At 63.0% G+C, this 14325-nt stretch carries 10 protein-coding genes; 2 read left to right on the top strand and 8 right to left on the bottom strand.

Annotated elements, in window-relative coordinates; genetic code table 11:
- Positions 1 to 3: 3 nt before the first annotated feature.
- From OSC37_RS07005 to OSC37_RS06995, 3 genes are all read right to left on the bottom strand, one after another.
- Positions 4 to 1026, bottom strand: coding sequence for a hypothetical protein (locus OSC37_RS07005; RefSeq protein WP_267163876.1), 1023 nt, complete (start codon positions 1024 to 1026; stop codon positions 4 to 6).
- Between the two features lie 90 nt (positions 1027 to 1116).
- A complete protein-coding gene (locus OSC37_RS07000; RefSeq protein ID WP_267163875.1) occupies positions 1117 to 1743 on the bottom strand; it encodes an HD domain-containing protein in 627 nt (208 codons plus the stop codon).
- A gap of 45 nt (positions 1744 to 1788) precedes the next feature.
- Positions 1789 to 3939, bottom strand: coding sequence for an ATP-dependent DNA helicase (locus tag OSC37_RS06995; RefSeq protein WP_267164158.1), 2151 nt, complete (start codon positions 3937 to 3939; stop codon positions 1789 to 1791).
- A 176-nt stretch (positions 3940 to 4115) separates the two neighbouring features.
- Between OSC37_RS06995 and OSC37_RS06990 the strand changes: the two genes are divergently transcribed.
- On the top strand, positions 4116 to 5942 hold the full coding sequence (locus OSC37_RS06990) for a glycoside hydrolase family 2 protein (RefSeq protein WP_267163874.1): 1827 nt from the start codon (positions 4116 to 4118) through the stop codon (positions 5940 to 5942).
- A 333-nt stretch (positions 5943 to 6275) separates the two neighbouring features.
- A complete protein-coding gene (locus OSC37_RS06985; RefSeq protein WP_267163873.1) occupies positions 6276 to 7166 on the top strand; it encodes a coiled-coil protein in 891 nt (296 codons plus the stop codon).
- Positions 7167 to 7295: 129 nt separating this feature from the next.
- Here the strand turns inward: OSC37_RS06985 and OSC37_RS06980 are convergent, their stop codons facing one another.
- From OSC37_RS06980 to OSC37_RS06960, 5 genes are all read right to left on the bottom strand, one after another.
- The gene (locus OSC37_RS06980; RefSeq protein WP_267163872.1) at positions 7296 to 8339 is read right to left on the bottom strand and encodes an enolase-like domain-containing protein; all 1044 of its coding nucleotides are present in this window, start codon (positions 8337 to 8339) and stop codon (positions 7296 to 7298) included.
- A gap of 495 nt (positions 8340 to 8834) precedes the next feature.
- A complete protein-coding gene (locus OSC37_RS06975) occupies positions 8835 to 9359 on the bottom strand; it encodes a DUF7283 family protein (RefSeq protein ID WP_267163871.1) in 525 nt (174 codons plus the stop codon).
- A 48-nt stretch (positions 9360 to 9407) separates the two neighbouring features.
- Positions 9408 to 12908 carry a DUF7286 family protein gene (locus OSC37_RS06970; RefSeq protein WP_267163870.1) on the bottom strand — a complete coding sequence of 1167 codons (3501 nt, stop codon included), beginning with the start codon at positions 12906 to 12908 and terminating at the stop codon, positions 9408 to 9410.
- Entirely contained in the window at positions 12901 to 13833 is a 933-nt protein-coding gene (locus tag OSC37_RS06965) for a DUF7284 family protein (RefSeq protein ID WP_267163869.1), read from the bottom strand. The genes OSC37_RS06970 and OSC37_RS06965 overlap by 8 nt, the downstream gene beginning before the upstream one ends.
- On the bottom strand, positions 13823 to 14287 hold the full coding sequence (locus OSC37_RS06960; protein WP_267163868.1) for a DUF7285 family protein: 465 nt from the start codon (positions 14285 to 14287) through the stop codon (positions 13823 to 13825). Before OSC37_RS06960 ends, OSC37_RS06965 begins: the two co-directional genes overlap by 11 nt.
- Positions 14288 to 14325 lie beyond the last annotated feature (38 nt).

The following is a 14325-nucleotide window of genomic DNA, read 5'->3' as shown; positions in this document are numbered from 1 at the left end:
ATATCAGGCGGGGCGGCGCTGGGGGGTTTCGGCCCGGTCGAGTTCGATTCGGTGGCCGTTCCCCCGACGGGAGACCGAGAGCGACCAACCGTGGCTGCGGAGTTGCCGTTTGACGGTCTCCAGACGGCGCTGGCTATCGCCGGCAATCTCTGTCGTACAGTCGAGATAGATACCGTTCTCGGTCGTTCCGACCCGGACGACCCGCCTGTCGGGTGCCTTCCGGGCCGGGGTGTAGCCGCCGTCGTTCTGGATGGTCACGTCGCTCTGTGGGTTCCGGTGTTGTGCCCGGACGCTGACTGCGTGGCTGGTGAAGACCTGCCCGTTACCCCCGGAGACGACAGTTCGAAGCAGGTCCTGGAGCGCCGACTGCAGCTGCTCTGGGTCCGATTGGAGTTGCGTCGAGTCGATAATTTCGAGTACGACCGACTGGGTTTCGACGGTCTGCCAAGACCGCTCGACGACCGTCGCCAGCGACGGAGACCCGCTTCGAGCCACCGTGGTCTCTCCCGGTGGATTGTCTGTCGATGGCTCTGTCGCCGGCTCGGGCGAGGCGTCTGCTGTGGCAGTCCCGCCAGCTGCCGAATCACCGTCCTGCGTCTCCGTCGACGGGGAGCCGCTCATCGCCGCTGCTGACTCGGCTACGTCTGTCGCAGACATCGGGTCGTCTTCGGCTGTCGCCTGTGCCGTCTCGGGAGTGTGACCCGTCGAATCCGCGCTACTACCGTCAGACTGTGCCGTCGCCGAGATTTCGTCTTTGACCTCCTCCAGTTGATTCTGTGTCTTCTCGAACTGCCGGCGGTAGGTTGTCGTCTTCTCCTGTTGTTGCTCGACCTGCTGTTCGAGGGCCTCCTGCTGGTCGTGGAGGTGGCTGATGTGTCGGTAGAGCCCGACGCCGACGGCTGTCGCGACGACACCGAGCGCGCCGACTGCGAGGCCACCCTGTACTCCCAGCAGATACCCGACCAGCGCCGCCGCGATGATGGTGGTGCCCACTCCACCCGCGGCAAACAGTGTCTCCCGACTCATTGTTAGTACAGCCCACTATCTACACCACTAAATACTTAATCTATCTGTCATACGTGCGTCTGACGCTCGTCAGGTCGGGGAGACGACAGGTCAGGCGTCACCGGCGATTTCGCGGTCGAAGCGGTCGAGAAACGACTCGACGAACGCGGCGCGGTCGTCTGCAATCGCCCGGCCGGCGTCGGTGTACATTCGCTCGGGGAGGTCGAGAATCTTCTTATAGAAGTGGTTGTACTGGTGTGCGCCGGCCGTCGTGTCGTCGGTATCGGGTGGTATCTCGGGGTCGTATATTGTCTCGCCGCGCTCGCCGCCGTAGCTGAAACAGCGCGCGATGCCGACGGCACCGAGCGCGTCGAGGTTGTCCGCATCACAGAGAATCTCTGCCTCTCTCGTCTCGGGTTCGAGCGCGTTCGAGTACCGATGAACCCGAATACAGTGACAGACCGCCTCAATGTGGTCGTCGTCGAAGCTCCGGTCGGCGAGGACGGTTTCGGCTTCCCGAGCGCCCCACTCCGCGTGGTCGTCAATCTCGCCTGCGTCTTCGTGCGCCCGTCCAATGTCGTGGAGCAAGACGGCGTGTCGAACGACCGTCTCGTCGACGTCGTACTCGTCGAGGAGGGTCTCGGCGAGGTTTTCGACGCGCTCGACGTGGTGCCAATCGTGGGCGGGGTTCATCTCGTCGTCGAAATACGAGCGGGCGACGGCGGGGAGTTCGTCCATGCCCGTTCGGATTTCCCCTCGCTCATTAATCGTTATGATGCCGGGTTACGGCCTCGGCGGCTCGCCCTCATAAGCGTCCATATCGCCGTAGAAGTTCAACAGCCCGAACTTGAGCTTCGCGGGGTCGACGTCTATCATCTCCTTTCGCTCCTCGGGCGGAAAGGTGCCACGGACGGCGTACTCGGGCATCTCGATTTCGGCACGTTCGGTGTAGCGCGCATCGACCAAGACACGCGCCCCGAAATCCTCGGGTGAGCGGACGACTCGCCCGAGAGCCTGTCTGGTCTTGCGGACCGTCGGAATCTCGACGGCGTAGCGCCAACCGGCCTCCTCGGTCGTGTCGCCGAACTCGGTCTCGTAGGCGCGCTGGACGGCGTCCATCCGGTCGTCGAGATGCGGGTATGGGACGCCGACGACGACGACACTCCGGGCGTCGTCGCCGTCGTAGCTCACGCCCTCGCCAAGCGTGCCCCACAGTGAGGTAAAGAGGATACCGTCGTCGTCCTCGGTGAACCGCTCTCTGAGTTCCTGGGCGGGGGTCCCCGGTTCGTCGAGATACGACGTGCCGACGGTCACGCGGTCGTGATACCGGGCGGCTTCGCCGTAGCTCGGGAAGAAGGCGAGCGTGTTCCCTGGTGTCATCCGGGCGGTGTCTTCGAGGACGTTCGTCACCGTCTCCTGGACATCGCGGTTGTCGCGGTTGCTTGCGAACATCGCCGGCCCGTCGACGGCGTAGGTCCGTCGCCGGGACTCGGGAAACTGCGCGCCGTAGGCCATCGTCTCGGGGTCGTCGAGCCCGAGTACGTCCTCAGTCACGTCGAACGGACGGAGGGTCGCACTCATCAACACGCCGGCGTGGAGGTCGTCGAACAGCGACTGGGTCACCTGCTCGGGGATGCAGGTGTACAGCTCGACACGCCCGTAGATGTTGCCTTTGGTGTCGTTGATTTGCTCGTCGATATCGTCCCCGCGTTGCTCGCGGCGGATACTGACGACCGGGTAGGTCCCCGTCTCGTTCTCGCCGAGCCACGATTCGAGAAATCTCGCGGTCTGGAGCGTCTGGCATTCCTTGCGGACACTCGTCTCGCCGTTCTTGTAGGCCCGGTCGTACTGGGTGTCGAGCTCGCGCCCGAGTTCGAGTGCCTTGTCGAGCTCCTGCTCGTAGCCGGGGCCTGAGTACGACTGGAGGAACGCAAGTGTCAGGTCGTCACGGCGGTCCTCGTTGGCGATAGCGAGGTCCGTCCAGTGTTCGTCTATCTGCTCTGGACCGGGCACGTCGGGGTCGTAGGCTCCCTCGTCGAGCTGTTTTTGATAGGTCTCTCGCAGCGCCCGAAGGAACGTCGAGATGAGATTGTAGGCACCGTCGGCACGCCGGTTGTTCGTCTCATCGAGTTCGTCCAGGGCGCTCTCGATTGTGGTCTCCGTGAGGGTCTGGCGAGCGTGGTCGCGGGCGGCGTCTTCGACGTTGTGGGCCTCGTCGAAGACTGCGATCACATCCTCTGGGTCTCGACCGAGCCACCGGAAGAACTGCTCGCGAATCATCGGGTCGAGCAGGTGGTGGTAGTTACAGACGACCAGATCGACCCCATCGACGCCCTCTTTCAGGAGTTCGTACCCACAGAGCCCGCGCTCGTGGGCGTACTCGTAGATGTCGTCGGGCGTGCGCACGTCGTCGTACAACCACGCGAAAAACTCCGTTGTATCGGCCGTCAGATTCCGGTAGTAGTGGTCGCAGGTCGCCTGCTCCTCGAACTCCGACAGCTCGTCTTCGACGGCGTCGAGTTCGTCCATCACCGCCGACCGGGCCTCCGTTGCCTCGCTGTCGCCTTCCTGGCTCCGGTCGAGAAGGTCGCGCTGTTGTCGTTCGAGCTCTGCAAGCTCCTGTTCGGCCTCGACGAGGCCCCGGGTCGTGTCCCGGAGGGCCTGACACTCCTCGTAGCCCACATCGATGTGACACATCGAGTTCTTGCCCCGGAAGACGACTGCCCGAATGTCCTCGGTGGCGGCGATGGCACTGGCCTCGCGGCGAAACTGTCGCATCTGCTGGTGGACGTTGGTGGTGATGACCACCGTCTTCTCCGTCTCGCGGGCGTACTCCAGTGCTGGCGTCAGCGAGGCCAGCGTCTTCCCCGTCCCCGTTGCGCCCTCGAAGAGGATGTCGGTCCCCTCTCCAAGCGCGTCGTAGATTCGGGCCATCGCGTCGCGCTGGTGGTCGTAGGAGGCTTCGTACGGGAAATACCGCAGGTACGACGGCTGTGACACGTGCGGTCGTACGGTGCTCTGGGATATAAACGACAGCTTCGGAGTGGATGTAGTTCAGCACGAATACTGCTCCCGTAACTGATATGACGACGGCGAACACCCACAGGAATATGTCCGAGGAGTGGCAGGCATCGGCGCTCGACGGCGGGAAGTCGGAAACTCACACCGTGACGGTCCCCGGAAAGCCGGCACAGCTGGCCGGCAGTGACGCTGTAAAATACAGAACACGGTTCCCCGACCCCCGTGACCCCGGTGACGACGTTGCGTTACTCGAACTACGCGGACTCTATGCCCACGCCGAAATCGACGTGACTGGCGACCGCATCGGCGGCACCGGCGCTCTCAGACATGACGCGTACTTCGACCCCTGCCGGGTGGCCTTCGTTCCGTACGAGGACAACGAGGTCGTCGTGACCTGCCGCCGACCCCAGGACCGGTTTGGCGGCATCCACGACACCGACCAGGTCCCCGAGGGCGAGCGTGTCCCCGGTATCTGGTGGGGGATGACGCTGGACGGCCGTCCACTCCCCTACATCGAGGACCTGAGCGTCCGGCCGGAGCTCACCGACGCCGGCGCACAGCTCCACGTGACTGCAACCGTCGTCGGAGACGAGGCTCTCTCCGAGCGAATCACCTACTCGCTCAGGCCCGAGGGTGACTCTCGGAAATCCGGAATGATGGACCGGGCGAGTGTCGAAACCGACGGACCGGGACGCGAGCGCGTCCATCACACAATCGAGGTGCGCGACCCGGCGCGGTGGTGGCCGCGTGAACTTGGCGAGCAGAACCGCTACACGCTCCGGGCGAAGCTCGGCGACTCCGAGCGCACTGTCACCACCGGCATCCGCGAAATCACGCGCGACGGCGGCGAACTCCGAGTCAACGGCGAACCGGTCGCGATACGCGGGGTCAACCTCACTGGCGGGACCGAGGAGGATATCGACCGCGCCAGCGAGCTTAACGCGACCGTCCTCAGAGCACACGCGAGTGTACTGCCGCCGGCGTGTTACGAGCGGTGTGATCGCGAGGGACTGCTGGTTTGGCAGGACCTCCCGCTAACTGGGTCCGGGGCGTTCGACACAGACCGCGCTCAGTCACTCGCCCGCACGCTCGCCCGCCGTCGGGCCCAGAACCCCAGTGTTGCCGTCTACACCATCCACGACGACCCCGTCGACCCCTTCGGTGACGGACTCGGAACGGGGACACTCGATAGGCTGCGGCTCCGATGGCGGGCCTGGCGGAGTAGCTACAACCGCTCGTCGGCCGAGACGGTCGCCGAGGCGCTGCCAGACGGGAGTCCAGTGGTCCCCGTCGTCGGCGCGCCGGGTATCGGTGCCGACGCCGGGTCGTACTACCCGGGATGGGAGCACGGCCAAGCGGCCGACATCGAGACACTGCTCAAGCGGTATCCGGTCGATGTCGTCGCCGAGTTCGGGGCCGGCGCGCTGGCCGACGACGTTGCGGAGGCAGCGGGATTCGACGTCACGAAACACGATCGCCACGCCGAGAGCGTCGAGGACTCACAGGCGTACCAGGCGTCGTTGCTGCGAACAGTCATCGAGCGACTCCGCGTTGCGGGCGTCGGCGCACTCGCGTTCTCGCTTCGTGATACAGACCAGGCCGGGATGGGTGTCTACGAGGTTGATGGAACACCCAAGGCCGCGGTCGACGTGGTCACGAACGCGCTCCGCCCGATGCAGGCGTTTCTCGCCGACCCGGCCTCCGGCGAGAGCGAGGTCGTCGTCGTCAACGACCTACCGAAGTCGTTTGACCTCACACTCTCGTGGACGGCCGGCGACGAGAGCGGCGAGTTCGAGGGGACCGTCGACGGCGGAGGTCACTGGCGTGGTGGCCCAATTTCTCTTTCCGAGGGGAACACCGTCACTCTCGTCTTGCAGGTCGGCGACCACCGAATCGAGAACGAGTACGACCTGTGAGCGCTGCCGGCCGACGGACACCTCGGCAGCCGTCTCGCGTTTAAGTACGTGGCGTCCTGTCACACCGACGTGTTGTCTGCCCTGTGAACAGTTTACAGGGTCTGAGCGCGCGGTTGTCCGGTATATGAGAACTGTCGTCACACATGGTATCGACCGGAATATTTAAACGCTATCCCACAGAAAAGATAGATACCAGAACGTTCCAGCGTTCCGGCAGTACAGCCCGACGACCGACATGACAGGCAACACTTGTTATCGGCGTCAGCTACTCCGTAGCTGTATTGCCGTCCGCGGGGACGGAGATGGCATCGACCTATACTTAGAGGGACAATCATGTCAAAGGTACTCGACGACTCAAACAACATCGAAATCACAGAAGAGCAACTCGAAAACAACTCCAAAGGCGAGCTTATCAAGCTCGCAGGCAAGCTCCGAGACCGACGCAACGAGCTGAACCAGCTGGCCTCCGAGAAGGCTTCGGCCCGCGACGACCTCAACGCGAAGACGCGTGAGAAAGTCGACGAGGCACAGGAACACCGCGAGCAACGCGACGAGCTCAACGAGCAAGTCCAGGAGCACAAAGAGCAACGCAACGAGCTCAACGCCAAGGCAAACGAGCTGTTCGAGGAGGTCGAACAGCAGAAAGACGACCTCAAAATCGACGAGGGCAAGGAGATCGAAGAGCTCGAATCGGAGATCGAGGATCTGGAGTTCAAACAGCAGACGGAGGTTCTCGACGCCGAAGACGAGCGCGAACTCATCGAGAAGATCGAGCAAAAGCGCGAGGAACTCCAGGAGAAACGCGAGAAGCTCGACCAGAGCGACGACCTCGAAGGGCTCGAAGACGAAGCCGAAGAGGTCCGCGCAGAGGCTTCCGAGCACCACCAGAAGGTGACTGAACTGGCTGACGAGGCCCAGGAACACCACAACCAGATGATCGAGGCCTACCGCGAGGCCGACGACATCCGCGACGAGGCAGACGAGAAACACGAGGAGTTCGTCGAAGTCCAGGAAGCCGCCGACCAGCACCACGAGGACTTCGTCCGCGTCCAGAAGCGCCTGCGCGAGCTCGACAAGCAGGAAGAAGAAGAAGAGCGCGCACAGCGCGAGGAGAAAGAAGAGGCCGCCCGCGAGGAGGCCGAAGAGATCTACCAGAAGTTCAAGGAAGGCGAGACGCTGGACACCGAGGACCTGATGAAACTCCAGAAGACGGGGCTCCTGTAATACGATTGTCCCTCAGCAGGACGGGGTAGCTCTGGCCTGTCAGTTCGTCTCTTTCTACAGGACGGCCAGCATCCCGTACTCGCTGTCCCTGGACCGTTGCCGCCGTCAGGGCGCGATATTCCTGGTAAGTCACCACTCCAGACCACGCGGCGTGGCAGGTGGTGAGAGCGGGCTTCCGGACAGTTCGGGACCTGGCTCTGGAACGTTGTACCCCCGAGGAGCGACATCGTTCGGGCTGTCGGGATAAAACAGCGACGCCAGCGCGTGGAGATGCTGGCGACCAGCGCCGAGTTCGAACTGGCCGCCGCCGTACATCGTGATGTCACGCTCGTTGCAGTACTCGATTGTCGCCAGCAGCGACTCGACTGAGCCAAACCGCGAGGGTTTGATGTTGAGCCAGTCGGGCTCCCAGGGGAGACTCTCCACGGTCTCGACGCCCCGAATCGGGTAGTCCCAGGAGACACGCCCTCTCTCGTCTGCGAACAGCGGCCGCGTCTCGTCTGTGAGGGCTGGGTCCTCGATGACGGCGTCCGCAAATCCGTCGAGTATCAGCTCGTACAGCGCTGGGTCGGCCGCCTGGTCGACATCCGTCCCTTCGTACTGGCCTTTGAGGTCGAGAATTCGAACCGCGTCGGTCGCTGCCAGGCGCTCGATTACGTCGGCACTCCAGTCGTCGGTCGGGTCGAGTTTGAACTCCAGGGACTGGTCTCGGTCGAGCCATCGGGTGACCCGCTCGCCTGTCGGGGGGTCGGCCAGGCGCGTGCTCACAACGAATCTGACAGGGTCGTACTCTCGCCCGAGACGCGCGCCGAGCGAGGTCTCGGCCTGCTTGAGCGCGAGGTCAAGTGCCGCGCTCTCGACTGCCCAGTGTCGGTAGCTTCGGAAGATCGCGCTCTCGGGGTCGTCGCCGAGAAAGAGGTCGGTTGTCCCGATGTGCTCGGCGAACGCGTCGAACGTGTACGATCCTCCGAGTGGCAGTTCGTCGGCGCGCTCGACCAGTCTGTAGTGTGGGTCGCTGTCGTAGGTAACATCCTCTCCGCGTCCGGTGTACCCGTCGCCGTGCAGTGATACTACCGTTGTCGTCCGGGTGAAGCCACTCGACGTGTCTCGTTCCAGGGTTTCGAGGTCCCAGGAGTCGACACGCAGGTCTAGGTCGGCGAGGCTCTCGTACATCGTAATCGAGTCACGGCCCGCTCGCAGTTAAATCCAGACGCCCTCATGCCGGTAGTGTTCAGATAAGGATTCACAGTAAGGATTGAGAGGGAGAAAGCCCTCGGCACTCTCGACTCCAGGGACTCGCTGTGCGTGGTTCGAAAGAGCGGAGCTCTTTCGTCATCACGAAAATCTTTGATTTTCGAACGACTTCGGCCGTAACCGGCCTGCAGTGTCTCCTCACGGCGCAACGCGCCGTTCGGATGGGCCGAGGCGGCAGTGCCGCCTCGCGGCTTACGTCGTCCGGGTTCGTCGAGATTGCCTCGCCCTTTCATAGTGATTGTTGCGGTTATTTTCGTGACCACGTCACGAATATCAGTGTTTCACGGCGTGAGACCCACGTCTCGTTTCCCGACGGCGGTAACGACTCGCAACAATCATTATCAGTCCGCCAGGATTTGGGTGATTAGCCGGCAGAAATCGGCTCGTCGATTGGTGCTTATCTGAACACCACCCTCATGCCCCGACCAGCACGACCACCTCTCCTGCGAGCGAGACGCTACGGACCCGGAGCCGGTCGCCTGCCTGATGCCAGGCCGGACTGTCGTCACGCCGACTCGCCCGGGCGCTGTCGGCCGCCTTCCGGAGGTCGGACTCGGTCAGTGTTTCAAACGCCGCACGGTCGAGCACCGCCGACCGCGGGGTTCCGTCTAACAGCAGGCGCAGTGCCTCCCGAGCTACCGCGTCGTCGACGGCCACAACGGGCGTCACTGGACCGAAAGCAATCGTGGCGTGGGCTGTCCCACCGTTGTTTCGCATCGAGAGCCGGCTGGTACCGAGTCGGATTTCCTCGGCTCGATGGTCGGCTGTCGCCGCGGCGACCTGTGTGCTCCCGGCGACCCTGTCGACTGTGTTGGCCGCGCGTGCCGCGTCTGGCGGCGGCTGTGTGGGTAGAGAGAGGACTACTCCCGCGATGGCGAGGCTTGCGATGGTGACGCCAACCCAGACGTACCAGGCGTCGACCGGTGTCTCCCAGTCCATCGCCACTGGTTCCCTCGTCTTCGCATATAAACTGTGAGCTGGCGACAGCTAGTCGTTTCCCGCCGCACACGTCGTTGTCTGGTCCGGGTCGACCTCGCCGATGTGGGGATAGGTCGGCGAGCACTCGGGATTCTCGCTGCTCCGGTCACCGACGCCGACGCCTGGTGGCGTGACGACCACGAGGACTGTCTGAGTGTCGAACGCAATCGGTTCGACCGAGCCGAGACGCCGCCGTTGGCCACCGATTTCGCGACGGACAGTGCGGTTCTCGCGGACGTAGGTCAGCGAGCCGTCCGTGGGTGTTCCGAGGCGTGCCGACACCTCGAACCGGGCGTATTCGCCGGCAACCTCGATAGTCCAGGCGTTTGCAGTTGCGACCCACTGCCCGGGAACCGGTAACAGCGGCAGTCCGGCAGGCACACGTGCCGCTCGTGCCACTGTCCCGTCTGTGTTTCCCAGCCAGCGTTCGCTGACGGTCTGGCCAAGGGCCTTCTCGGCAGCTGTGACTCGGCTGTCGACGACTGCCGTTGTTGCCTGGCCGAGCGCTTCTTGTATGCGCCTGTCGAGTGATTCGACCTGTTCGACGCTCCCAATCTCGACAGACGTTTTGCTCGCTGTCATCACTGCTGGCTTGACTGCAGCCGCGACGAGGCTGTCCCACTGGTCTGCCTCGTAGCGTCCCTCGAACTGTTCGATATCCCGGTAATCGTCAGCAGCCAGCTCGTTTGTGATGTTGTCGACGATGTACTGGGTCGCATTGCCATCGCCGATTAACCGTGCTGTCTTGGCAGTATTGTAGGGCTTGAGTGCGCGCTCGACACCGTCCTCAGCCGCTGACAGTGCGGTGGCGAGTGTCTGTTCGATATCGGAACCGTGCGCCGATGCACACTCCTTCGGACCAGGATAGCCGTCCTGATGCGGTGCGTACACGGTGCAGTCTGTGGCGGGGCTCGGATACAGTGCGGTTACCGTTCGCTTTGCCACCTGCTCTCTGAACGTATCGAGTGCTCCATTGAGGGTTTCAGCAAACTCTGTGATATCGCGCTCGAAGCGTTCCGGCTCATCCAGGTATGTGTGTTGACGGCCGGCCTCCTGTCCGTGCTGGTGTGCTTCCAGTGCCAGCTCTCCGGCGCTCAAAACGTCGCCAGCCATCCGGAAGGAGAGCTTTGCGTCCGGCTCTGCTCCCATCCCAGGCAGCGCCTTCAGCACGGCGGCGATGACCTCGTTTACGACGGTTTCGTATGGTAAATCGACTGCGTTTACGTTTCTCGTCCTAAGTGGAGCGAACGTCTGGTCGACTGCGGGGACCTGGTCCGTGTCGACGGTCTGCGTGGAATGTAGATACGTCGGCGAGCCCGAGATCTCGTAACTGATGTCGCCGGTCAACTTCGATGTGGGGAATGCGTCCGGCGTGGCGTCGCTCTCGCGGAGGCCCTGTGAGAGAAACCGCGTCGTGTTGGCGAAGGCGCCGTCGATATCGGTGAGTCTGTCGTCGAGTTCTCCGGTTGCCGTCTCGTGGGCGCTTGCCACCTCATTCAGCTGTTCGAGGAGTGCCTGATAGTACGCGTACCGCGCCTCGTAAATCACTTTCTCGCGGACGTTCTCGTACTCTGTGTCGCTGGGCTTCTCGATGTACGTGGCCTTGAAATCGGTTTGAATTCGGTCGAGCAGTTGGCCCATCGGGTTGCCGGTGACCAGCTCCCGTCTCGCGACTTCGACGGACACGTTTGCGGCTTTCTCCTGTAGCATCTCGACATCTGCGACCAACTCGGCAAACAGTGTCGTGTCACCAAGCAACGCCTGGTAATCCAGCTCGACGGTCTCAGTCGTCTCGAACAGACTGTCACGGGGCGGCCCGCGCTCGTAACTGGCCGTGGCCATCCGCTCTTCGAGCCAGGCCCTGTAACTCTCGGTGTCAGTCCCGTCCAGAAGTGCCTCGGTGACAGTCTCGCTGGTTCCGTCGTAGTTGTTGAACGCCGCTTCTCGTCGGCTTTCAGGGCCAGGCGTGTATTTGTGTGCTTGGGATATCTCGACGCGTGGGTTCACGTCGTCGACGGTTGCAGCCGGGTTTGCCTCGCTTTCGCCGATTGTCGTGGCCACTTCGAGGGTGTAGCTGTCGGTGTCATGGCGCCGAACCGTCGCATTCCCGTCTCGCTTCGCACAGACGCGCTCGGCGGACACCCTGACGCCTATCTCTGCAGTGTACCGGTAGTACTGCTCTTCGCGGTCACTCTCGGTACGATTTCCCTCTCGTATCGTGTAGCTCCCGTCTCGGGAGATGGGGCTACCGCTGTACCCGGGCCGACAGTCTACGTCCAGTTGCAGTTCGCCGCGTACGTCGGTCTCTGTCGCTGTCTGTCCCTCGATGGTGAACATCCGCTGTACAATCTGCTCGAAGGAGTCACCTGAACTCCCATCTGCCAGCTCTGCCAGCGGGAGGGCAGCAAGCTCGTCGACTGCGACCGTCTCGGTCTGCTGGAGCGGAGATTGGCCGTCAAGAACGTTCACCATCTCTGGAAGGTCAGGCTCTCGCTGGGTAACGCGGTCGTAGAACGCGTGTGCGCTGTTACAGAGGCGGCCTGCAGCGTCGGGCATGCCACTCAGCGAGCTGTTTCCTCTCTCACCGTCTGTCGCCGTATACTCCTCGAACATGGCTTGTCCATCTTTGAGCGCCATGCAGGCCCAGCCGAGTCGGACGGCGTTTTTCAGGTTCGGGTCGGCGGCCCCGAAGATGTCCTGTTGTGTCCGATACAGGGCGGCGTTCGCCGACGGCTCGATGTGTCTGTTTGCCAGCACCTCGCCGACAGGGGCCTGGTAGTTCTGTGCCCAGCCCCGCGCCCATCCGATTGCGTAGGTCCGGGCGTTGAACCGCTGTTTGAACCCTGGCTCGGTGACGTCGGCCTCGTCGACTGCGTGCTGGTAGGCTGTTACCCTGTCGTGCATCTCCAGGACCGGCGTGACGGTTGTCACGGTCACTGCTGTCTCCCTGTGTTCGACTCGCTCGCCCGCCCGCGTCGCAGTGACGGAGAGATTCGACACTCTGACGGTCACCTCTGTGCCGTCTCGTTCAAGACCCACCCGCTCGATGGCGTCTGCGAGCGCCGCCGGCGTGGTGACCGCCGGCATTCTTACGGCAGTCTCGATGTCACCCTCAGTCTGACTCGTGTGGTCGAGATGCTCCCGGAGTTCCAGGTAGATGAGTGCCCGGAGATAGTTCTCGAAGGGGTCGTCTGCAAAGTCGCCGTCCGACCGACCAAGGACTGCCCCCCACCGGTTGTTGGCCGGAGCGGTCACCGGCTCCGTTGTTGCCAGTTCGGCGGCCCGCTGGATACTGTCTCTGGCCACAGCCTGTAGGTTTGTCTCGGTCTGGTCGAGCGCGAGAGTTGCGTCCACGTTCGGCTGTGGCTCCTCTGTGGTCCCTATCTGTCCGACGAACATCACAGCCGAAAGAAGTACCAACACGCCGAGCACTGCCAGCGGAACCCGTGCACGCTCACTCCGAACCAACCGTCGGATTGGACGCTCGTCTGGTGATTGTTGCTCACTCATGTGTCCACGTTCTGACTGTGATTGTGACCGTCCCTGTCGAGACTGTCCGCGCTGCGTCAACCGCGCTCGCGTGAGTCTCTTCGAGTTGTGTTTCGAGCACCGCTGTGAGCCGTCGGCTCAGATACGCGTTCGCGGCCGTCGCGTTCGCACTCGACGGCGATAGCCAGCCGCGTCGCTCGAAACGCTCTGGGTCACCGTCGAGTGCGCTCGTCAGTCGCTCGTAGCGATACCGCGTGAGATGTGAGTTGACACCGGTCCGCTCCAACGCTCGCTGTGTCTCCAGTGGCGAGAACAAGCCTTCGACCGTCGCGTTGGCGACCACACGCGCGACGGCCCTGTAGTCGTCCGGGCCGTCGACTGCGTCGAGCGCGTTCTGGCGGGCATCCGGCACCCCACTCGGAACTGTGAACGTCGTCGCACTCACGTCGGCGTCGGAGGGTGGCCTCTCACCGAGAGTCACCGTCCCTTGGAGGGGGACTCCCTTTACTGGCTGCCAGTGTGCTGTCACCGAGAGGTCGAACCGCGAACCACGGAGCCGCGTCCAGAGTGTCTCCTCAAGTGCCTTCTTGTAGGCGGTCGTCGCGGCCGAGAACTGCTTGCCGTCGACAGCGGCCGTCGCGACAGCGAGGTCGGCCACCTGCGTGGCGACAGGTCCCTGTGAGACACGGTCTAACTCCTCGCCCTCATAGGGGTTCTTGCCCTTGCGGTACTCGCTGAAGTAGTGCTCGATAGCAGGGGCAAGCGAGTACGTCGTGTTCACTGTCGACCCAGTGACCGTCTGTGCCGCGTAGGCAGCGTCTGTCGGGTTGTGGTCGGCACTCTTTGTCTCCGTGAGGGTGACCAACAGCCCCATGGCCGCGACAATCACGAGAAGACCGAGAGTCACATCGACAACCGTGCTGATGGCACGCCGGTTACCCGTCATCGCTCACCACCACCGTAAGCATCCCCGGACGAACGTCTCCCTTTCGGCGCTGGACCGGGACCGGGCGACGGAACGTCTCGCCGTTGAGTTCGGTTGTCTCGACGGGCCTTCCAGCCCCGTCGAACGAGGCCTGACTCGCCGTGACAGTGCCCTCATGAGCGTAGGTGACGGTGACTGCGACGCGGTGTCCGTCAGGGAGTGTGTCAGCGTCGAGGGCCGACCGAAGCGCTGTCTCTTCTCGAAATATCCCGTTCTCGTTGACGGTCTCCCAGACTCGTTCACCAGTCACCTCGGCGAGCTCTCTGTCGGTACTGAACTCCGGGACAAGTCCCGTGAGGAAACCGGCATACACTGACAGCGCGACACAGAACAGCGCGACCGCGACAAGCGCCGCAAGTGGCTCCGTTTGACCGCGGCCGACCGGACACTGAATCGGTGCTTCTTCGTGACTCATCGCACTTGGTGGCCGGTGCTGGCCGCCCTATTGTATAT

The organism is Halovenus salina (assembly GCF_026410925.1).
GTDB lineage: Archaea > Halobacteriota > Halobacteria > Halobacteriales > Haloarculaceae > Halovenus > Halovenus salina.
The sequence above is the reverse complement of the archived record's forward strand: the minus strand, read 5'-3'. Positions and strand labels throughout refer to the sequence as shown.

What these genes read in the sequence shown, in the direction of transcription:
- OSC37_RS07005 (WP_267163876.1), bottom strand. Translation starts at nt 1,026, where the DNA reads ATGAGTCGGGAGACACTGTTTGCCGCGGGTGGAGTGGGCACCACCATC.
- OSC37_RS07000 (WP_267163875.1), bottom strand. Translation starts at nt 1,743, where the DNA reads ATGGACGAACTCCCCGCCGTCGCCCGCTCGTATTTCGACGACGAGATG.
- OSC37_RS06995 (WP_267164158.1), bottom strand. Translation starts at nt 3,939, where the DNA reads ATGGCCCGAATCTACGACGCGCTTGGAGAGGGGACCGACATCCTCTTC.
- OSC37_RS06990 (WP_267163874.1), top strand. Translation starts at nt 4,116, where the DNA reads ATGTCCGAGGAGTGGCAGGCATCGGCGCTCGACGGCGGGAAGTCGGAA.
- OSC37_RS06985 (WP_267163873.1), top strand. Translation starts at nt 6,276, where the DNA reads ATGTCAAAGGTACTCGACGACTCAAACAACATCGAAATCACAGAAGAG.
- OSC37_RS06980 (WP_267163872.1), bottom strand. Translation starts at nt 8,339, where the DNA reads ATGTACGAGAGCCTCGCCGACCTAGACCTGCGTGTCGACTCCTGGGAC.
- OSC37_RS06975 (WP_267163871.1), bottom strand. Translation starts at nt 9,359, where the DNA reads ATGGACTGGGAGACACCGGTCGACGCCTGGTACGTCTGGGTTGGCGTC.
- OSC37_RS06970 (WP_267163870.1), bottom strand. Translation starts at nt 12,908, where the DNA reads ATGAGTGAGCAACAATCACCAGACGAGCGTCCAATCCGACGGTTGGTT.
- OSC37_RS06965 (WP_267163869.1), bottom strand. Translation starts at nt 13,833, where the DNA reads ATGACGGGTAACCGGCGTGCCATCAGCACGGTTGTCGATGTGACTCTC.
- OSC37_RS06960 (WP_267163868.1), bottom strand. Translation starts at nt 14,287, where the DNA reads ATGAGTCACGAAGAAGCACCGATTCAGTGTCCGGTCGGCCGCGGTCAA.